We start from the raw sequence: 20172 nt of genomic DNA, 5'->3' as shown, positions 1-20172 counted from the left end.
CTTCCGGGAGGGAGTGCCGAGTTTAAGGTAGCAGTGCGGCACATGGCCACTTCATGGTTTGCAAGAAAAGTCCGAAATGGCTGTAGGAGCAACTATCTTGTGCAAATACATGAAAGTTGCCGCGTCCCCTGTGGGAGCGGGTTCACCCGCGAACACCGGCGAAGCCGGTGCCATGCACAGCGTTGATTTCTTCGCGGGTAAACCCGCTCCCACAGGGATCTGCGGTGCGCTTTCGGAATTTGTTATCCGCGCAGGTCGAGTGCCGCAGCCAGGTCGGCTGGCGAGTCGAATGCCCGGTCCACATCCGGCAAAGCCGGTCGCTTCAGGATCAGCACGGGTATCCCCAGCTCCCGCGCCACTTCCAGCTTCGGTTCGGTCGCCACGCTGCCGCTGTTCTTGCTGATCAGTACATCGATCTTGCGGCGCTGGAACAACGCCCGCTCATCCTCGATATGGAACGGCCCGCGCGCGCCAATCACTTCGCAGCGATCATTGCCAGGGCACGCCTCCAGCGCACGCAAGGTCCAGAACTGCTCCGGCGGTATCTCGTCCAGATGTTGCAGCGGCTCACGCCCCAGTGTGAACAATGGCCTGCGAAACGGCTTGAGTGCCTCGATCAACCCCGCCCAGTCCTCGACCTCGCGCCAGTCGTCCCCCGTTTGCGCCTGCCAGGCCGGGCGGCGCAAGGCCCAGCACGGGATACCGGCCATGCGTGCGGCGTTGGCCGCATTGCGGCTGATCTGTGCGGCATAGGGATGGGTAGCATCGATCAGCAACGTGATGCCTGCCTCGTGCAGGTAGCTGGCCAGCCCTTCGGCACCGCCAAAGCCGCCGACCCGAACCTGGCATTGCAGGTCCTGCGGCACCCGGCCGATGCCTGCCAGGCTGTAGACGTGCTGCGGGCCCAGGCGGCGAGCGATGGCCAGGGCTTCAGTGACGCCGCCCAGCAGCAGGATGCGCCCGTTCATTGCACACCCGCCCGGCCGACGATGCCACCCTGGCGGTCGATGGCGAACACTTCCACCTGCACCTGCGCTGGCACCACGCTGCGGGCGAAGGCCAGGGCGTGGGCGCACACCGCGTCACCCAAGGGGATGCCGGCTGCATGGGCCAGTGCCAGGGCCTGCTGGCTGGTGTTGGCAGTAATGATCGATGCTTGCAGCGCCTCGTCGGCGCCGATGTCCGCTGCCCAGCCGGCCAGTTGCGGCAGGTCGATGCTGGAGTGGCGGCTATGCAGGTCCATGTGCCCGGCAGCCAGTTTGCTGATCTTGCCGAAACCGCCGCACAGGGTCAGGCGTGGCACCGGCACCTTGCGCAGGTGCTTGAGCACCGCACCGACGAAGTCGCCCATTTCGATCAGGGCTATTTCCGGCAGGCCATAGACGCGGCGCATGGTGTCTTCGCTGGCGTTGCCGGTGCATGCGGCGATATGCGTGTAGCCGTTGGTGTGGGCGACGTCGATGCCCTGGTGGATCGAGGCGATGTAGGCCGCGCAGGAAAACGGCCGCACGATGCCGCTGGTGCCGAGGATCGACAGCCCGCCGAGAATGCCCAGGCGCGGGTTCATGGTCTTCAGGGCCAGTTGCTCGCCGCCCTGCACATTGACCGTGACCTCGAAGCCACCGGAGTAGCTGCATTCGTCCGCCAGGCGTTGCAGGTGTTCGCTGATCATGCGCCGTGGCACCGGGTTGATGGCCGGCTCACCCACCGCCAGCACCAGCCCCGGGCGGGTCACGGTGCCGACGCCGGTGCCGGCGACAAAACGGATGCCCGGTTCGGCCAGCAGGCGCACCTGGCTATAGAGCAGGGCGCCATGGGTCACGTCCGGGTCGTCGCCGGCGTCCTTGAGCGTGCCCGCTTCGGCACCTTGGCCGGTGAGGCGGCAGAACTCCAGGCGCATCTGCACCACCTTGCCTTTGGGCAGGGTTATGCTGACGGCGTCGTTGCTCTCGCCACCGAGCAGCAAGCGTGCTGCCGCCAGGCTGGTGGCGGTGGCGCAGCTGCCGGTGGTCAGGCCGCTGCGCAGGGGGGCGGGCTGTTCGCGGGTTTCTTCACGCATCGGCGGGTTTCACCACGTCCAGCAAGGTGATCGGCAGCGCCTGGCGCCAAGTGTCGAACGCGCCCAATGGCTGGGCATGGGCGACATGGATGCGGGTCAGCTCGCCGCCATGGCGTTCACGGAAATGCGCCAGGGCCAGTTCGCTTTGCAGGGTCACCGCATTGGCTACCAGCCGGCCGCCGGGGCGCAGGTTTGCCCAGCACAGGTCAAGCACACCTTCGCGGGTGACGCCGCCACCGATGAAGACAGCATCCGGTTGCTCCAGGCCCTCCAGCGCCGCCGGTGCCTTGCCCCGGACCAGTTGCAGGCCGGGTACACCCAGCGCATCACGGTTGTGTTCGATGAAGCCCAGGCGGCCTTCGTCGGCCTCGATGGCCAAGGCGCGGCAGGCCGGGTGGGCGCGCATCCATTCGATGCCGATCGAGCCGCAGCCGGCACCCACGTCCCACAGCAACTCGCCGGGCTGTGGTGCCAGGCGGGCCAGGGTGATGGCGCGGACATCGCGTTTGGTCAGCTGGCCGTCATGCCGGAAGGCGCTGTCCGGCAACCCGGCCAGCCGGTGCAGGCGCGGCGCCTCGGGTGTGGCCAGGCACTCGATGGCTACCAGGTTGAGCGCGGCGACGTCGCTGTGCGGCCAGTCCTGGGCGGTGCCGGCCAACTCACGTTCGTCCACGCCACCCAAGTGTTCGAAGACCCGCAGGCGGCTTGGCCCGAAGCCCCGCTCGCGCAGCTGCGTGGCAATTGCTGCCGGGCTGTCGCCGTCGTTGCTCAGCACCAGCAGGCGCACGCCGCTGTGCAGGTGGGCATTGAGCGCTGCCAGGGGCCGAGCGACCAGCGATACCACCTGCACGTCCTGCAGTGGCCAGCCCAGGCGGGCTGCGGCCAGGGCGCAGGAGGAGGGCATCGACAGCACGCGTATTTCAGCGGCGGGCAGTTGGCGCGCCAGGCTGGCGCCGACGCCGTAGAACATCGGGTCGCCGCTGGCCAGCACGCATACCGGCTGGCCGCGCAGGGCCAGTACCGGGGCCAGCGAGAACGGGCTTGGCCAGCCCAGCCGTTCGCCGGCCACGCAGCGTGGCAGCAAGGCCAGCTGGCGCGGGCTGCCGAAGATCCGCGCAGCGCCCAGCAGCGCGCGCCGGGCCTGCTTGCCCAGGCCGCTGAAGCCGTCTTCGCCGATACCTACAACTGTCAGCCAGGGTGCCATGTATTTCATTCCGCCATTTTTGGGGCCGCTGCGCGCCCCTTCGCGGGCTCGCCCGCTCCTACAGGTACAGCGCAGCCGTTGAGGGCAGCGGTGATCCTGTGGGAGCGGGCATGCCCGCGAAGAAGGCGACGCGGTCCTGAATTTCTACTCGATCGTCGATGATGCTCGACCACCGGCTTTTCATGCCGCCGGACAAAGCAGGCATAATACCGCGCCTTCTACACTCAAGCGCATTTTCACAGATTGCCGGACGCCCCTTTGACCCAGGCCCATGCCTCCCATGTATCGCCCCGTCCCTCGGCCTGCCCGGGGTTGTGGCGCATCGTCAGTGCCCGTGATGGCGGCATCTGCCGCATCAAGCTGCCGGGCGGCCTGCTGCTGGCCGACCAGGCCGACGCAGTGGCGGCGGCTGCCGAGCGTTTCGCCGGTGGCGTGATCGAGGCCACCAACCGCGGCAACCTGCAGATTCGCGGCATCGGCAGCGAGCATCGCGGCCTGGTCGAGACACTGCTCGCAGCCGGCCTGGGCCCACGTGATGCCGCCGGTGACGATGTGCGCAACCTGATGCTCAGCCCGCTGGCCGGGCATGACCCGGCGATGCTGCTGGACGCTCGGCCGCTGGCCGGGCAGATCCTCGACCTGCTGGAAGGCACCCCGCGTTTTCACCAGTTGTCGGCCAAGTTCGCCGTGCAGCTGGATGCCGGCGAAAACCTGGCCATGCTCGAACACCCCCATGACCTGTGGCTGTCGACCCTGCGCCTGGAGCAGCAGACCTGGCTGGCGTTCGGCCTGGCGGGTTGCCCGGCAAACGGCCAGGTGCTCGGCGCGGTGCCGGCGGAACAAGGCCTGGCACTGGTGCGTGCGGTGCTGGAGCGCTTCCTCGACCTGGTCACCCCGGCACAGTCGCGCATGCGCCAGTTGCTCGAGGTGTGTTCGGCAACCGATTTCATCGACGGGCTCGGCCTGGCCATCCGCCGCGATGCCGCCGTGCTCGCATGGCGGCGTGCACCCTGCAACGTCTCGTGGCTGGGCGTTCTGCCCCAGGTGCAGGGCGTCGCCTTGGGCGTTGCCCCGCCGCAGGGGCGCCTGACTCCGGCCATGCTGCGTGGCGCTGCGCGCGTTGCCCGTGAACATGGCGATGGCAGCCTGCGCCTGAGCCCCTGGCAAAGCCTGGTGCTGACCAACCTGCAAGCGCAACACATCGATCACGCCCAGGCCGGATTGTCCGCACTGGGCCTGCTATGCCACGACCATGAGCCACTGGCACGCATAAGCGCCTGTACCGGCGCCAGTGGCTGTGCCAAGGCTCTGGGCGAGACCAAGGCCGACGCCGTCACCCTGGCTGCACTGCTCGGCCCTGGCGTGCCCGGTAGCGTGCACTTGTCCGGTTGCCCCCGATCCTGCGCCATGGCCCATGTTGCCCCGGCCACCCTGCTGGCCCGTGCGCCGGGCCGTTACGACCTGTACCTGCGTGATGCGCGCCTGCCGGGCTTCGGCGCCCTGCGCGCCACCGACCTTACCTTGAATGAAGCAGGCGCCATGCTCGACCTGCCGACGGAGCACCTTGATGATTGACTACATCCGCGATGGTCAGGAGATCTATCGCAATTCCTTCCGGATCATCCGCGAGGAAGCCCGACTCGAGCGGATCCCCGCAGACCTCGAAAAGCTCGCCGTGCGCGTGATCCACGCCTGTGGCATGGTCGACGCCATCGATGGCCTGCAGTTCTCCGAAGGCGCCGGCCGGGCCGGGCGCGAGGCGTTGCTGAACGGCGCGCCGATCCTGTGCGATGCGCACATGGTCGCCGAGGGCATTACCCGCGCCCGCCTGCCCGCCGACAACAAGGTCATCTGCACCCTGCGCGACCCGAGCGTACCGGGCCTGGCGAAAGACGCCGGCAACACCCGTTCCGCCGTGGCCCTGGAGTTGTGGCGACCGTACCTGGAAGGCAGTGTGGTGGTGATCGGCAACGCGCCTACCGCGCTGTTCTACCTGCTGGAAATGCTCGACGCCGGCGCCCCGAAACCAGCACTGATCCTCGGCTTCCCGGTCGGCTTCGTCGGTGCCGCCGAGTCCAAGGCGATGCTCGCCGCCGACAGCCGTGGCGTGCCGTTCGTGATCATGCAAGGCCGCCTGGGCGGCAGCGCGATGGCCGCCGCTGCGGTCAACGCCCTCGCCACGGAGGTGGAATGATGGCGCCGCGTGGACGTCTGCTGGGCCTGGGCGTGGGCCCTGGCGACCCTGAACTGATTACCCTCAAGGCCCTGCGCCTGCTGCGTGAAGCGCCCGTGGTCGGCTACTTCGTGGCCAAGGGCAAGCGCGGCAACGCCTTCGGCATCATCGAGGCGCACCTGCAGCCCGAGCAGACCTTGCTGCCGCTGGTCTACCCGGTAACCACCGAAGCGCTGCCAGCGCCGCTGTCCTATGAACAGGTGATCAGCGACTTCTACGACGAGGCCAGCGTGCAGGTAGCCGAGCATCTGGATGCCGGCCGCGACGTGGCGGTGATCTGTGAAGGCGACCCGTTCTTCTATGGTTCCTACATGTACCTGCACGACCGCCTGGCGCAGCGCTACGAGGCCGAAGTGATCCCCGGCGTCTGCTCGATGCTCGGTGGTGCCTCGGTACTGGGCGCGCCGCTGGTGTACCGCAACCAGAGCCTGTCGGTGCTGTCTGGCGTGTTGCCGGCCGAGGAGCTCAAGCGTCGCCTGGCCGACGCCGACGCGGCGGTGATCATGAAGCTTGGGCGCAACTTCCCCAAGGTGCGCGAAGTGCTGGCCGAACTGGGCCTGGACGGGCGCGCGCTGTATGTGGAGCGGGCGACCATGGCCAACCAGAAGATCGTGCCGCTGGACCAGGTCGACCCACAGTCGTCGCCGTACTTCTCGCTGATCATCGTGCCGGGTGAAAAATGGCAGGGCTGAACATGCACCAGGCACCGGCGATCGTCATCCTTGGCCAGGGCAGCCTGGCCACGGCGCAGCGTATCCAGCAGCGTTATCCACAAGCATCGATCCATGGCCTGGAAGGCCGGGTCGAGGGTGCCGACCTTTGCTACACCGCGTTCGGCGATACCCTGCGTGGGCTGTACCAGCAGAACACGCCGATCATCGCCCTGTGCGCGGCGGGTATCGTCATCCGCAGCCTGGCCAGCCTGCTCAGCGAGAAAGGTGTCGAGCCACCGGTACTGGCCGTGGCCGAAGACGGCAGTGCCGTAGTGCCGTTGCTTGGTGGCCTTGGCGGTGTGAACGTGATGGCGCGCGAAATCGCTGAAGCACTGGGCGTTGCTGCGGCCATCACCACCAGTGGCGAGCTGCGTTTCGGCACCTGTCTGCTGAACCCGCCACAGGGCTATGCGCTGGCGGATATCGAGCAAGGCAAGCGCTTTGTCTCCGACCTGCTGGCTGGCGAGGCGGTGCGCATCGAAGGTGACGCGCCGTGGCTGCAACAGGCACAGTTGCCTGCCAGCGAGGCGGCTCGGCGTACCATCCATGTGGGGCACCAGGCCCGCCCGGCCAGCCGCGACGAGCTGCTGATCCACCCGCGTTCGGTGGTAGTGGGTGTTGCTGGCGGCAGCCTGGCCAGTATCCGTGCGGCATTGCAGCAGGCCGGCATCGCCGAGCCTGCAGTGGCCTGCCTGCTGGCCGACGAGCAAGCCATGGCCGACAATGCCCTGCACGAGGCCGCACAGGCCCTGGGGATTGCCTTGCGCTTTGCTGCCAGGACGCATGATCTGGCCGGGATGGTTGCTGCGGCATTGCCTGCTGCGCAGCTGATCGAGGTGGCAGACGTGGTCATCGCGGTGGCGCCTGCCCCGGTCGAGGTGGCGCAGATCGGTCGTCGTCGGGGTCGTCTGGCGGTCATCGGCCTGGGGCCGGGTGCAGCCGAGCTGATGGTGCCGGCGGTCAAGGCCGAGCTTGCGCGGGCCGAAGATGTGCTCGGTTACGAAACCTACGTGCGCATGGCCGGCCCGTTCCGTGACGACCAAGTGCTGCACTGCACCGACAACCGTGAAGAGATGCAGCGTGCCCGGCATGCTTTCGAACTGGCAGCCCAGGGCCGTTCGGTTGTGGTGGTGTCGTCGGGCGACCCGGGTGTGTTCGCCATGGCAGCTGCGGTACTTGAAGCGTTGCACGAGTCCACTGACCCGGCCTGGCACCGGGTGGATCTCGAGATCCTGCCGGGGGTGTCGGCCTCGCTCGCGACCGCCGCCCAGGCGGGCGCGCCGCTGGGGCATGACTTCTGCGTGATGTCGCTGTCGGACAACCTCAAGCCGTGGTCGATCATTGAAAAGCGCTTGGACCTGGCGGCCCAGGCCGACCTGGTGCTGGCGTTCTACAACCCGATTTCCAAGGCAAGGCCGCACCAGCTCGGGGTAGCGCTGGAGGTCGTGCGTCGGCACCGCGAGGGGAACACGCCTGTAGTCCTTGGCCGTGACATCGGTAGGCCGGGGCAGACGCTGAAGGTCGTCACATTGGCCGAGCTGCTGCCGGAAATGGTCGACATGCGCACCATGGTGCTGGTCGGCTCATCTACAACCTGCGTGTTTCCTCGCCTCTCGGGTGGGGTGTGGGCCTACACGCCGCGTTGGTACCCGTCGGCCGACTAGTTGCACCGGAAACCCTTCAGCGCGTTGCATCCTGGGCGCGCTGGCTAAGTTGGTTGCCCCTCACTCGAGGGGTAACCATCTAGGAGTTTCCACATGTCCACAGAAACACAAGTCACTGCAACTGACACAGCCATCCTGGTTGAAGGTAACCTGCTGGCCTGCGGCGCAGGCATGTCGGCGCAAAGCCGCCACGATGTGAAGAATGCCTTCCACTTTGCCACCTTGGTGGCTGACAAGTCCTTCGATGCCGAAAAACAGAGCAGGGAGTGGTATGACCGGTTCATCGATGTCATGCGTGATCTTGGTTTTACCATCCCTCGTCGCACCTTCGAGCTGGAAACCTCTGCCGACCTGTCTGTCACCATAGGTGCTGTCGCTGTACGGGCGATTGGTGCGGTCGGTAATGCGGTGCTGGGTGGTACCAAGTTGGGTGTGCTGGCCAAGGCGGCCTTCGACAAACTCACCACCGTCGAAAACGACCTCAAGGTGGTCGATCACAAGCGCAAGAACAAGGTCAGGGGCATGGTCGGGATGGCCGCCTGCGTCGAAACCGACAACAACGATGTAGTCATGGTGGTGAACTGCATCCAGGCGTCTGCCCCACAACTGGATGATGACATCCTGGGTATCCAGTGGAAGCTGGAAAAGACCGAGTACTACGCCGGCATGGCTGTGCTCACCCTCAACACTTTCGTCTACGACAAGGTCCGCGAAACCGTGGAAAACAAACTCGGCGTGCGCAGCGTCGAGAACGTTCTCCAGTACGACATCTGATTGCAGGGCGGCGTTGTTGCAACGCCGCCTTGTTCGGCTCTTTGTGACGAGGCAACGCAATGGACAGAACAGCTGAACAACTGATGTTGATTGGCGGGACGGCATTACTGTATCGCGCGGACACTGGCCAGATTCAACGCCAGGCTGCCTTCGACTCCATCCTTTACGCCCAGTTGGTGGCCAACAGGAATGCGGGGTCACGCTTTGACAACTATGAAGCCTGGTATGACGCCTATCGCGAGGCATATCGGCAACTGGGCTGGATCAAGCTGGCCAGTACGCATGACCTGAAACAGTTGGGGCAACCCGCGCGCAGCGCGCAGATACAGCCGCTCGAGGCGTGGCTGAAGATGCGCTCGATCCGTCATGAAGCCGTGCTGGCTGCAGTAAGAAGCGGCCTGGGCCGATCGATCGAAGGTTTTCGCCACCAGCTGAAGTTCAGCACGCAGGGTTCGCAGCTGGTGATCGAGCTTGGCCTGCTCAAGCCGGGGCCGGCGCTCGACCTTTGCAGTATCACCCTGCAATTCGACAAGCCGATCGCCGGCATCTCTCAGGACATGCTGTTGGTCGAAAAGGCGCTGGAGGGCGAAGCCGGGTTCAATGGCGTTTCCTTGCAGCTGGATAACGGGCGCTTCCAACACCAGCGAGATGAACTGCAGGCATTGATGAAAACCAAGGATGCGCAGGGGGAGTATCGGTTCGACCTCAATGCGGCGATGGTCAGGGCGCCAGGTAGCCTTTGATACCGGTAAAGATGATTTGTGCAGCCAGGGCGCAGACGAACAGCCCCATCAGCCGGCTGACGATCTGCAGGCCCTGGTCACCGAGGATGCGCTCGATACGGTGTGACAGGTACAGCACCAGGCCGACGGTAAAGCTGGCCAGGGCGATGCTGATGATGGCCAACAGCTTGTCGTCCCAGTGCGGGTGGCCGACGCCCATCACCAGCAGTGCACCGATGGTGCCGGGGCCGACGGTGAGCGGGATGGTCAGCGGCACGATGGTGACATCCTGCTGCACGTTGTCGGCCTGTACCGCGGACTTGCCTTGGGCCATGCCCAGTGCCGAGATGAACAGCACGCTGCCGGCGCCGATGCGGAAGGCGTCGGCGGTGATGCCGAAGATGCCGAAGATCGCCCGCCCGAACAGGTACAGCAGGACACTGGCGATCAGCGCGGCGATGGCCACCTTCCAGGCCAGCTGCTTGCGCTCCTTGCTGGAGTGTCCGCGGGTCAGGCTGATGAAGCACGACAGCACGAAGAACGGGCTGTAGAGCACGAGCATTTTCAGGTAGACGCTGAACAACTCATGGAGCATGGGGGCTAGTCCAGGCAGTTATGGCTGGGCAGAGTTTATCAGCAGATTCTGTTGATAGCCTGTACCGGCCTTTTCGCGGGTGAACCCGCTCCCACAGGTACTGCATAAGGCCTGAAGGCAATGCTATCCCTGTGGGAGCGGGTTCACCCGCGAAGAGGCCGGCACAGGCGCCTCAGATCAGGAACTATGCACCGGATCCACCTTGGCTTCCCGGTGATTGGCCCAGTACTGGATCAGCTCTCGCAACTGCGACAGTTCCACCGGTTTGGCCATGTGCCCGTCCATGCCCGCCAGGCGGGCGCGTTCCTTGTGTTCGGCAAGTATGTGCGCGGTCAGCGCCACCACCGGGGTGCGCTGGCGCTGGTTGGCCGCTTCCCAGGCGCGCAGCTGCTGGGTGGCCGAGAAGCCGTCCAGTATCGGCATTTCGCAGTCCATCAGCACCAGGTCATAGCGCTGCGCCTTCATCGCCTGCAAGGCCTCTTCGCCATTGCTGGCGGTGTCGGGCTCGAGGTTGAGCTTGCCGAGCATGCCGCGGATCACCTTGGTCGAGATGCTGTTGTCCTCGGCGACCAGCACGCGGAAATCGCCGGGCAGGTCCAGTGCCTGGGGGATGCCGGGCAAACTGGCTGGTATGGCTTGCTCGCGGCCGCGCTGGGCCAGTTCTTCGGCCAGGGTGGTTTTCAGCGTGTAGCCGGCCACCGGCTTGGCGAGGATCCGCTTGACCCCGGCGTTGCGCGCAATGACCTTGCTCGGCGCGTTGCTGATGCCCGTGAGCATCACCACCAGGATGTCGTGGTTCAGGCTCGGGTCTTCCTTGATCTTGGCGGCCAGCTGCATGCCGGTCATGCCTGGCATGTTCTGGTCCAGCAGCACGGCATCGAAGTAGTCGCGCAGGTGGGCCTTGGTGCGCAGCAGGGCCAGCGCTTCCTTGCCCGACGGGACCGCGCTGACGTTCATGCCCCAGGCACTGCACTGCTGTACCAGCACCTTGCGGCAGGTGTCGTTGTCGTCCACCACCAGTACGCGAGCATCGCGCAGCGGGCTGTCCAGGTCGGCCGGTGGCTGTTCCAGGCGCGAAGGGTCCAGCGGCAGCGTCAGCCACAGGGTGTTGCCCATGCCGGTGCTGCTCTTGATGCCGAACTCACCCTGCATCAGGCCGATCAGCTGCTTGGCGATGACCAGCCCCAGGTGGCCGCCCAGCTTGTTGCTGGACAGGAAGTGGTGGCTGTGCAACTCGGCCTGCAGCAGGGCTTCGCGGTCAGCGGCGGGCAACGGTTCGCCGCTGTCCTGCACGGCGATGCGCAGGCGCGGTACCTCGCCGCGCTGGTCCAGCGCCACTACCAGCAGGATCTCGCCCTGGTCGGTGTTTTTCAGGGCATTCTCCAGCAGGCTCGACAAGGCCTGGCGCAGGCGCGTCGGGTCGCCGCTGATCACCCGTGGTACCTGCGGCTGGGTGAAGCTGATCAGTTCGATGTTCTGCTGTTCGGCCTTGGCACGGAAGATGTTCAGGCAATCTTCGATCAGCGCGTTGAGGTCGAACTGCACGTCATCGAGTTCGATCTGCCGGGATTCCAGCTTGGAAATGTCGAGAATCTCGTTGATCAGCGTGAGCAGTTCGTTGCCGGCGCTGTGAATGGTCTGCACGTAGTCGCGCTGCTTGACCGACAGCGGCGTGCCCAGCAGCAGCTCGGTCATGCCCAGCACACCGTTCATGGGGGTGCGGATTTCGTGGCTGATCTTGGCCAGGAACTCGGCCTTGGCGTTGATTTCGGCATCGCTGGCAGCCAGGGCGCGGCTGGCGCTGAAGCGCTCTTCACTCATGCGCCGCAGGCGTTCGCTGACTGCCAGGTTGAGCAGCAGGCCGCTGGCCACGGTCAGCCCCAGCAGGATGCACAGCAGCCAGGGCGTCGAAGTACGGGTCAGGCCCAGCAGCGCTGGCAGCAGCACCAGCCCACCGAGGTTGAACACCACCATGGCCAGGCTGAACAGGCGTGCGGGGGCATAGCCCTTGTACCAGTGGTAGCTGCTGACCAGCAGCATGCTCACGCTGCCCAGGGCCATCAGGGCGTAGGTCATCAGGTTCAGGGGCAGGGTGTCGACGAACAGCAGCACCAACCCGCTCAACCCGACCACCAGCATCTCGCCCTGCAGCAGGCGGTTGAGCCGTGGCGAGTTGCATGGCGAGAAGAAATGCTGGGTGAAACACAGCCCGGCCAGGCCGGCCAGGACCAGCGTCAGGTATGCGGCGGGCGTCTGCGCGCTGTGCCACACGTGCCACCAGGGGCCGCTGAGGTTCAGCAGGATCAGGCCGCTGAGCAGCATCAGGCCGTGGTACAGCGCCAGGATCAGGGTGGTGCTGGAGCGGCTGTAGAGGAAGCGGATCAGGTTGTGCATGATCAGCATCACCAGGCCGCCGAACAGCATGCCGAACAGCAGTGGCTGGCGCTGGTCGGAGGCTGCCACGGCCGCAGGCTCCAGGCTGATGGCCGGGCGCAGCTGGTGCTCGGAAACCAGGCGCAGGTAGATATCCAGGGGTTGCTTGCTGTTGGGCAGGGGCAGTACATGGTCGCTGCCACGCAGGGTCGGGCTGGCATTGCCGGCCTGGCGCCCGTGGTGCAGCTGACGCAGAAGCTGGTCGCCCTCGAGGGCGTAGAGGTCCAGGCCAGAAAGGTCTGGGGCGAAAACCCGCAGCAGTTGTTCCTGCTCGCCGGGCTCCAGGCGGTAGTGCAGCCACAGGGCCTGTTCCGCGGGGGCGGCATCCAGGTCGGCGAGTACCAGCGGGCTGAACTGGTTGCGGTAACGCTCGGAGCGCACGTCGCTCAGTTGCAGGTTGGCCTGTTCGTCGAGCAGAACGGCCCAGCCTCCGTCATGTTCGGCCGCAGCCGGGAACATGCAGAGCAAGGTCAGCAAGCTGACGATCAGAGCTGAGGCAATCCGAAGCCGACGCACTACGAAATCCCTTCTTAGCCAAGGTGCCGGGTATTAACTATGCGCGGCGCGCCAAGTCGAAGGCAAGGCCCCTCGGGGCCCTGTCGACGAGCCGGATGCCGCAGGCGCAAGGTGCTGGAGCGCGCTGCGGCAGCCCGGTACAACTTACTGCTGGTGCTCACCGCACTCGCGGGCGATGGCCCGGTAGCCGATGTCGGTGCGGTAGAAGCTGCCGTTCCAGCTTACTTCCTTGGCCAGGCGGTAAGCCTGCTGCTGCGCGTCGGCAACGGTGCTGCCCATGGCGGTGGCACACAGCACGCGGCCGCCGTTGGTGGTCACCTTGCCATCCTTGAGCGCAGTACCGGCGTGGAACACCTTGCCTTCGATCTTCGCGGCAGCGTCCAGTCCATTGATCACGTCACCCTTGGCGTAGTCGCCCGGGTAGCCGCCGGCAGCCAGTACCACGCCCAGGCTCGGGCGCGGGTCCCACTGTGCTTCGACCTTGTCCAGCGCCTTGGCGAATGCGGCCTCGACCAGCAGCACCAGGCTCGACTCCAGGCGCAGCATGACTGGCTGGGTCTCAGGGTCGCCGAAGCGGCAGTTGAACTCGATGACCTTGGGGTTGCCCGCCTTGTCGATCATCAGGCCGGCGTAGAGGAAGCCGGTGTAGACGTTGCCTTCCTCGGCCATGCCGCGCACGGTCGGCCAGATCACCTGGTCCATCACGCGCTGGTGCACTTCGGCGGTGACCACCGGGGCAGGGGAGTAGGCACCCATGCCGCCGGTGTTCGGGCCGGTGTCCTGGTCGCCGACGCGCTTGTGGTCCTGGCTGGTGGCCATGGGCAGCACGTTCTGGCCGTCGACCATGACGATGAAGCTGGCTTCCTCGCCGTCGAGGAACTCCTCGATCACCACGCGGGAGCCCGCATCGCCGAAGGCGTTGCCGGCCAGCATGTCACGCACGGCGGCTTCGGCTTCTTCCAGGGTCATGGCGACGATCACGCCCTTGCCCGCGGCCAGGCCGTCGGCCTTGATCACGATCGGCGCGCCTTTTTCCTGCAGGTAGGCCAGCGCCGGTTCGATTTCGGTGAAGTTCTGGTAGTCGGCGGTCGGGATCTTGTGACGCGCCAGGAAGTCCTTGGTGAAGGCCTTGGAGCCTTCCAGCTGGGCTGCGCCCTTGGTCGGACCGAAGCAGTCCAGGCCGCGGCTGCGGAACAGGTCGACCACGCCGATGACCAGCGGTGCTTCCGGGCCGACGATGGTCAGGTCGACGTTCTTCTCGGCGAAGTCAGCCAGTTGCTCCAGGGCGCACACGTCGATGGCGACGTTCTCGCACTTGGCTTCAATGGCGGTGCCGGCGTTGCCCGGGGCAACGAAGACTTTCTCCACGCGTGGGTCCTGGGCGACTTTCCAGGCCAGGGCGTGCTCACGGCCGCCGCTGCCGATGATCAAAACTTTCATGTCAAAACCTCGAATTCTGTCTGGCCGATCCCGCTTCCTGTAGGAGCGGCCTTGTGTCGCGAAAGGGGCGCGTAGCGGCCCCAGGTTTTCAGCTTCGCAGCAGAAATTGCCGGGGCCGCCTTGCGGCCCTATCGCGACACAAGGCCGCTCCTACAAGGGCCGGCGATCGGCCCTGCATCTGTTTAGTGGCGGAAGTGGCGCATACCGGTGAAGACCATGGCGATGCCGGCTTCGTCAGCGGCAGCAATCACCTCGGCATCACGCATCGAACCACCCGGCTGGATCACGGCGCTGATACCCACTTTAGCCGCATTGTCGATGCCGTCACGGAACGGGAAGAACGCGTCCGACGCCATGACTGCGCCCTGCACCTGCAGGCCGGCATGCTCGGCCTTGATTGCAGCAATGCGCGCGGAGTTGACGCGGCTCATCTGGCCGGCGCCGACGCCGATGGTCTGGCGCTGCTTGGCGTAGACAATGGCGTTGGACTTGACGAACTTGGCCACTTTCCAGGCGAACACCAGGTCGTGGATCTCTTGCTCGGTCGGCGCGCGCTTGGTGACGATCTTCAGGTCATCGGCAGTGATCATGCCGATATCGCGGCTCTGCACCAGCAGGCCACCGTTGACGCGCTTGAAGTCCCAACCGGCAGCGCGCTCGGCTGGCCACTCGCCGCATTCCAGCAGGCGTACGTTCTGCTTGGCGGCAACCACGTCGCGGGCAGCCTGGGAGATTTTCGGCGCGATGATCACTTCGACGAACTGGCGGTCGACGATGGCCTTGGCGGTTTCGCCGTCCAGCTCGCGGTTGAAGGCGATGATGCCGCCGAACGCCGACTCGGTGTCGGTGGCATAGGCCAGGTCGTAGGCCTTGCGGATGCCGCCTTCGTCTTCAGGTACCACGGCCACGCCGCATGGGTTGGCGTGCTTGACGATGACGCAGGCCGGCTTGACGAAGCTCTTCACGCACTCCAGTGCGGCGTCGGTGTCGGCCACGTTGTTGAACGACAGTTCCTTGCCCTGCAGCTGGATGGCGGTGGAAACGCTGGCTTCGCCTTTTTTCGCTTCCACGTAGAACGCCGCGCTCTGGTGCGGGTTCTCGCCGTAGCGCATTTCCTGGGCCTTGACGAACTGGCTGTTGAAGGTGCGCGGGAATTCGCTGCGGCCTTCAGTGCTCAGGGTCTCTTTGGCCTGGTCGATGGTGCCCATGTAGTTGGCGATCATGCCGTCGTAGGCGGCGGTGTGTTCGAACGCCTTGAGCATCAGGTCGAAGCGCTGGGCGTAGGTCAGGCCACCGGCCTTGAGGCCTTCGACGATGCCGGCGTAGTCGCTGGCGTTGACCACGATGGCCACGTCCTTGTGATTCTTGGCAGCCGAACGGACCATGGTCGGGCCGCCGATGTCGATGTTCTCGATGGCGGTCGGCAGATCACAGCCAGGCTTGGAAATGGTGGCTTCGAACGGGTACAGGTTGACTGCTACCAGGTCGATCGGCTTGATGCCGTGCTCGTTCATGATGGCGTCGTCGGTGCCGCGACGGCCGAGGATGCCACCGTGGATTTTCGGGTGCAGGGTCTTGACCCGGCCATCCATCATTTCGGCGAAGCCGGTGTAGTCGGCCACTTCCACCGCGTTGACGCCGTTGTCCTTGAGCAGCTTGTAGGTGCCGCCGGTGGACAGGATCTCGACACCGAGCTGCTGCAGCTCACGGGCGAATTCGAGGATACCGGTCTTGTCGGAGACGCTGATCAGGGCGCGGCGGACTGGCAGGCGGGTAGTCTGGTCGGTCATTTCGGGTTCCAATAACGCGGTGGAGTCAGCAAAAAAGGCGCCTCTGTTCAGGGAGCCGCCTTTTCTGGTTGGGATTCTGGCTTACAACAAGTCGTACTGCTTGAGCTTCTTGCGCAGGGTGCCTCGGTTCAGCCCGAGCATCTCGCTGGCCTTGGTCTGGTTGCCCTTCACGTAGTTCATCACGCTTTCGAGCAGGGGCGCCTCGACTTCGGAGAGCACCAGGTTGTACACGTCCGTCACGGTCGCGCCTTCCAGGTGGGCGAAGTAGTTGTGCAGCGCCTTCTCGACGCTGTCGCGAAGGGTCTGGCCCTCTTCGCTCGGCGTGTTGAGGTGCTGTTTCAGGTTGGCGTTGTCGCTCACGGGCGTTGTTCCACTCACAAATGTCTCGGTCATCATCGTCATGCGGCCACCCCTTGTCCGTCCTCTGTCTCAAGGCTCTGTCGACGTTCGCTGAAAAACGCGCGAACGTTGGCGCACTGCGCTTGTGTGTCTTCCAAAGCGTTGAACCGGGAGCGAAACTCCTTGCCGCCGGGTCGTGTTGCCAGGTACCAGCCAACGTGCTTGCGGGCGATACGTACGCCCATCACATCGCCATAGAAGGCATGCAGCGCGGCCAGGTGCTCCAGCAGGATGCGTTCCACTTCGTCCAGCTGCGGCGCTGGCAGGTGTTCGCCAGTGCGCAGGTAATGCTCGATCTCGCGAAAGATCCATGGCCGCCCCTGGGCGGCCCGGCCGATCAACAGGCCGTCTACCCCGGTGGCGTCCAGCACCGCCCGGGCCTTTTCTGGCGAGGTGATATCGCCGTTGGCAAAAACCGGGATCGACACCGCCTGCTTGATGGCAGCGATGGTGTCGTATTCGGCTTCGCCGGTGTACAGGTCGGCGCGTGTGCGGCCATGCACCGCCAGCGCCTGGATGCCGGCCTGCTCGGCGATCCTCGCCACGTTCAGGCCGTTCTTGTTCGCCCGGTCCCAGCCGGTGCGGATCTTCAGGGTCACCGGGACGTCCACGGCGCCGACCACGGCGTGGAGAATCTCGCTGACCAAGGCTTCATCTCTCAATAAAGCAGAGCCTGCGGCTTTGTTGCAGACTTTTTTTGCCGGGCAGCCCATGTTGATATCAATGATCTGGGCGCCAGCTTCGACGTTGGCCTTTGCCGCCGCTGCCATCATCTGCGCATCACCACCGGCGATCTGTACCGAGCGTGGTTCGGGATCACCTTCATGGATGCGGCGCAGGCTCGACTTGCGGCTGTTCCAGAGGCTCATGTCGCTGGAGACCATTTCCGACACCACCATGCCGGCGCCCAGGCGCTGGCAAAGTGTACGGAAAGGCTGGTCCGTGACCCCGGCCATGGGCGCGAGGATCAGGTTGTTACGTAGTGTGTATGGGCCGATGCGTACCGCCGACATAGGTGATCCCTGTTGTGGGGCCGAATCTTGGAGTTCGAAAAAGGGTTGGCATGATACCCGCTCTCGGTGACCGGATAAAGATGGATTTGGATAAAATCTGAACAGTTGTCGGCTTATGACATTTGGTATGGGGGGAGGATCCAGGACCTTGCGCGGCCCCTGTGGGAGCGGGCGGGCCCGCGAAGCAGGCGGCGCAATGGATGGCACGGGCTTCGCCCGTGATCGCGGGCACGCCCGCTCCCACAGGGTTGGTAGTTATTCCGGCGAGCGGAAGCTCAGGCTGTAGTTAACGGCCTTCGGCCCCGGATCGAGGATGTCCAGGGCGATGTGGATCGGGGTCTGGCTGGGCATTTCGCCGCGCCCGGCCAGTTCGCCGGACAGGTATTCGCTGGGCTTGAAGCGCCGGCTGGCGATCAGCTGGCCATTGAGGTCGGCGAAGCGCAGTTCCAGCAGCGGGAACGGCTGGGCGAACGGCGCGCGGTTGTAGATGATCGCATCGACGATCAGTGCGCCCTTGAAGTCCGGGTGGCTGCGTACCACCAGGTTGCTGCTCTTGATTCGGGCGATATCGACGCGGGTCGGCACTTCGCAGCCGACCAACGGGCAGACTTGCTGGAAGAGCGGCCGGTACTGGTCCTGGCGGGCCATTTCGTCGAAGTGGAACCACACGTACTGGAACGCCAGCAAGCCAGCGGCCAGCAGGGTCAGGAAGCCCCACAGCAGGCGCTTGCCCCAGTTGGGTGCGGGCTTTTCCCAGCCCAGTTGCAGCGGGTCGTCGACGACGTCGACCAGCGGCTCCTTGCGCGCCGGGCGCTCGGCTTTGCCGGCAAGGCCTGGTTCCAGGCGTTCGCCGGGCAGCGGCTCGACAGGCTCGTCATCGCGCGCAGACAGGTGCAGCTCCAGCGGCTCGTCGTCGCGGGCGCTCAGGCCCTGTACCGGGGCTTCATCATCGCTGGCACGCAGCGGTTCGTTGAATTCGGGGTGGTCATCGATTTCGACGGCACGGTGTACCGGTGGCTCGTCGTCGATGTCCAGGTCCAGATTGCCGCCTAACGTCGGCTCGGTACGCTCGCCCGGGGCGGGCTCCAGGTCCAGCTCCAAGGGCTCCGGCTCCCGCAGCACGGGCGCGGTTTCTATCGCCGGTTGCGGTTCGAACGGTTCATCGGTAGCCGTACCGAACAGGTCGTCGGCATGTTCGTCCGGGTGCAGTTCGTCACGCCGCGCCTGCAGACCGTCATCCTGGCTGGCCGGGCGAGCCGTGGCCGGTTGGCCGCGGCGCTCCAGGCGCTCCAGTTCCATGTCGAGGTCGAGCGCGTCCAACGCCTGGTTGGTGAGCGCCCAGTCCTCGTCCGGGGTGGTGCCGGGTTCGCTGGCGACAGGCTCGGGTGCGATCACCGGTTCGGCCAGCGGCTCGGCAGGGGCGGCAGGCATCGGTGCCGGCACCGCAGGTGCGCTGGCTCCGCCGGCGCGGTTCTGCTCCAGCAGCTGCTTGGCGGCGTTGAACACCTGCAGGCAGTGGCCGCAGCGCACTACACCGCGGGCCACGCTCAACTGGTGGTGGGTGACGCGAAAGCTGGTCTGGCAATGCGGGCACTGGGTGACGAAACTGTCGGTCATGCGGCAATCCGGGAGCTGTGCAGAAAAGTATTCTAGGCCCGCTTAACGGCGGCGACCACTGATGCGCACCCAGCCGTCGCGCACGACGATCGGGTCCAGCTCGAAGTCGGCGGCATAGGCCGCGGCCACTTCCTCACCCTGCTCGGCGAGGATGCCCGACAGCGCCAGCAGGCCACCTGGGCGGACCAGGCCGGACAGTTGCGGTGCCAGCGACACCAGCGGGCCAGCGAGGATGTTGGCGACCAGCACGTCGGCCTGCATGGCCGGCATGTGCTCGGGCAGGTACAGCGCCAGCTTCTCATCGGCGATGCCGTTGCGCTGGGCGTTGTCGCGCGAAGCCTCGATGGCCTGCACGTCGATGTCGGTACCGACCGCCTCACGGGCGCCCAGCAGCAGCGCGGCGATGGCCAGAATGCCCGAGCCGCAGCCGAAGTCCAGCACCTGGGTGCCTTCGAGTTGCTGACCGTCGAGCCATTCCAGGCACAGGGCGGTGGTCGGGTGGGTGCCGGTGCCGAATGCCAGGCCCGGGTCGAGCAGCAGGTTCACCGCGTCCTGTTCCGGGGCCTCGTGCCAGCTGGGCACGATCCACAGGCGGCGGCCGAAGCGCATCGGCTGGAAGTTGTCCATCCAGCTGCGTTCCCAGTCCTGGTCCTCGATCACCTCGGCCTGGTGCTCGGGCAGCTCGGCGCCGGTCAGCAGGCGCAGGTGGGCGAATACCTGCTCAGGGTCGGCATCGGCCTCGAACAGGGCCAGCAGGTGGGTGTGCGACCACAGCGGGGTGGTGTTGAGGTCTGGCTCGAAGATCGGTTGATCCTCGGCGTCCATGAACGTGACCGAGACGGCACCCACTTCGAGCAGGGCATCTTCGTAGGTTTCGGCTTGTTCCGGGCTGATGGCCAGGCGTACTTGCAGCCAGGGCATGGCGGGCACCTTTGGTAAATCGACAGGGGCAGCCCTAGGCTGCACGAAGGCTGGCAGTTTACGCGAGTGCGGTGGGTTT

General features: G+C 65.4%; 17 protein-coding genes. 6 read left to right on the top strand and 11 right to left on the bottom strand.

The annotated features are described in order from the left end of the window. Positions 1 to 242: 242 nt before the first annotated feature. Genes ABNP31_RS23305 through cbiE form a run of 3 tightly spaced genes read right to left on the bottom strand, consistent with a single transcriptional unit; the run spans position 243 to position 3263 of the window. Positions 243 to 968 (bottom strand): cobalt-precorrin-6A reductase, encoded by a 726-nt coding sequence (locus ABNP31_RS23305; protein ID WP_350012813.1) that lies wholly within the window; start codon positions 966 to 968, stop codon positions 243 to 245. Continuing rightward, positions 965 to 2059 (bottom strand): cobalt-precorrin-5B (C(1))-methyltransferase, encoded by a 1095-nt coding sequence (locus ABNP31_RS23300; protein ID WP_025340790.1) that lies wholly within the window; start codon positions 2057 to 2059, stop codon positions 965 to 967. The genes ABNP31_RS23305 and ABNP31_RS23300 overlap by 4 nt, the downstream gene beginning before the upstream one ends. Then, the gene (gene cbiE, locus ABNP31_RS23295) at positions 2052 to 3263 is read right to left on the bottom strand and encodes a precorrin-6y C5,15-methyltransferase (decarboxylating) subunit CbiE (RefSeq protein WP_238066974.1); all 1212 of its coding nucleotides are present in this window, start codon (positions 3261 to 3263) and stop codon (positions 2052 to 2054) included. The genes ABNP31_RS23300 and cbiE overlap by 8 nt, the downstream gene beginning before the upstream one ends. A gap of 243 nt (positions 3264 to 3506) precedes the next feature. Here cbiE and cobG point away from each other — a divergent pair, with 243 nt between their 5' ends. The 6 genes from cobG to ABNP31_RS23265 all read left to right on the top strand — a co-directional run bounded on the left by cobG (position 3507) and on the right by ABNP31_RS23265 (position 9390). Continuing rightward, a complete protein-coding gene (gene cobG, locus ABNP31_RS23290; protein WP_350012812.1) occupies positions 3507 to 4838 on the top strand; it encodes a precorrin-3B synthase in 1332 nt (443 codons plus the stop codon). After that, a complete protein-coding gene (locus ABNP31_RS23285; RefSeq protein ID WP_039613543.1) occupies positions 4831 to 5457 on the top strand; it encodes a precorrin-8X methylmutase in 627 nt (208 codons plus the stop codon). Before cobG ends, ABNP31_RS23285 begins: the two co-directional genes overlap by 8 nt. Further along, positions 5454 to 6188 (top strand): precorrin-2 C(20)-methyltransferase, encoded by a 735-nt coding sequence (locus tag ABNP31_RS23280; protein ID WP_016712210.1) that lies wholly within the window; start codon positions 5454 to 5456, stop codon positions 6186 to 6188. Before ABNP31_RS23285 ends, ABNP31_RS23280 begins: the two co-directional genes overlap by 4 nt. 2 nt (positions 6189 to 6190) lie before the next feature. Then, on the top strand, positions 6191 to 7873 hold the full coding sequence (gene cobJ, locus ABNP31_RS23275; protein WP_350013431.1) for a precorrin-3B C(17)-methyltransferase: 1683 nt from the start codon (positions 6191 to 6193) through the stop codon (positions 7871 to 7873). 93 nt (positions 7874 to 7966) lie between these two features. Further along, positions 7967 to 8647, top strand: coding sequence for a hypothetical protein (locus tag ABNP31_RS23270; protein WP_350012811.1), 681 nt, complete (start codon positions 7967 to 7969; stop codon positions 8645 to 8647). Positions 8648 to 8706: 59 nt separating this feature from the next. Next, positions 8707 to 9390: a hypothetical protein gene (locus ABNP31_RS23265; RefSeq protein ID WP_238066973.1), complete on the top strand. Its 684-nt coding sequence runs from the start codon at positions 8707 to 8709 to the stop codon at positions 9388 to 9390. Here ABNP31_RS23265 and ABNP31_RS23260 read toward each other — a convergent pair. The 8 genes from ABNP31_RS23260 to prmA form a co-directional block, all read right to left on the bottom strand. After that, positions 9368 to 9964 carry a MarC family protein gene (locus tag ABNP31_RS23260; RefSeq protein WP_013974374.1) on the bottom strand — a complete coding sequence of 199 codons (597 nt, stop codon included), beginning with the start codon at positions 9962 to 9964 and terminating at the stop codon, positions 9368 to 9370. The genes ABNP31_RS23265 and ABNP31_RS23260 overlap by 23 nt on opposite strands. Before the next feature lie 177 nt (positions 9965 to 10141). Further along, complete coding sequence (locus ABNP31_RS23255) at positions 10142 to 12913, bottom strand: hybrid sensor histidine kinase/response regulator (protein ID WP_025340782.1); 2772 nt, start codon at positions 12911 to 12913, stop codon at positions 10142 to 10144. 144 nt (positions 12914 to 13057) lie between these two features. Next, positions 13058 to 14353, bottom strand: coding sequence for a phosphoribosylamine--glycine ligase (gene purD / locus ABNP31_RS23250; protein WP_350012810.1), 1296 nt, complete (start codon positions 14351 to 14353; stop codon positions 13058 to 13060). A 182-nt stretch (positions 14354 to 14535) separates the two neighbouring features. After that, the gene (gene purH / locus ABNP31_RS23245; protein ID WP_063911866.1) at positions 14536 to 16143 is read right to left on the bottom strand and encodes a bifunctional phosphoribosylaminoimidazolecarboxamide formyltransferase/IMP cyclohydrolase; all 1608 of its coding nucleotides are present in this window, start codon (positions 16141 to 16143) and stop codon (positions 14536 to 14538) included. A gap of 81 nt (positions 16144 to 16224) precedes the next feature. Further along, a complete protein-coding gene (fis, locus tag ABNP31_RS23240) occupies positions 16225 to 16545 on the bottom strand; it encodes a DNA-binding transcriptional regulator Fis (protein ID WP_012274390.1) in 321 nt (106 codons plus the stop codon). Then, complete coding sequence (gene dusB / locus ABNP31_RS23235; protein ID WP_046613238.1) at positions 16542 to 17555, bottom strand: tRNA dihydrouridine synthase DusB; 1014 nt, start codon at positions 17553 to 17555, stop codon at positions 16542 to 16544. Before dusB ends, fis begins: the two co-directional genes overlap by 4 nt. Positions 17556 to 17810: 255 nt before the next feature. Then, positions 17811 to 19172, bottom strand: coding sequence for a DUF3426 domain-containing protein (locus tag ABNP31_RS23230; protein WP_085663569.1), 1362 nt, complete (start codon positions 19170 to 19172; stop codon positions 17811 to 17813). A 42-nt stretch (positions 19173 to 19214) separates the two neighbouring features. Further along, a complete protein-coding gene (gene prmA / locus ABNP31_RS23225; RefSeq protein ID WP_025340777.1) occupies positions 19215 to 20093 on the bottom strand; it encodes a 50S ribosomal protein L11 methyltransferase in 879 nt (292 codons plus the stop codon). Positions 20094 to 20172 lie beyond the last annotated feature (79 nt).

It is taken from the genome of Pseudomonas asiatica, assembly GCF_040214835.1.
In the GTDB taxonomy this organism is placed as follows: domain Bacteria; phylum Pseudomonadota; class Gammaproteobacteria; order Pseudomonadales; family Pseudomonadaceae; genus Aquipseudomonas; species Aquipseudomonas putida_Z.
This window is presented reverse-complemented; position numbering and strand designations above follow the sequence as displayed.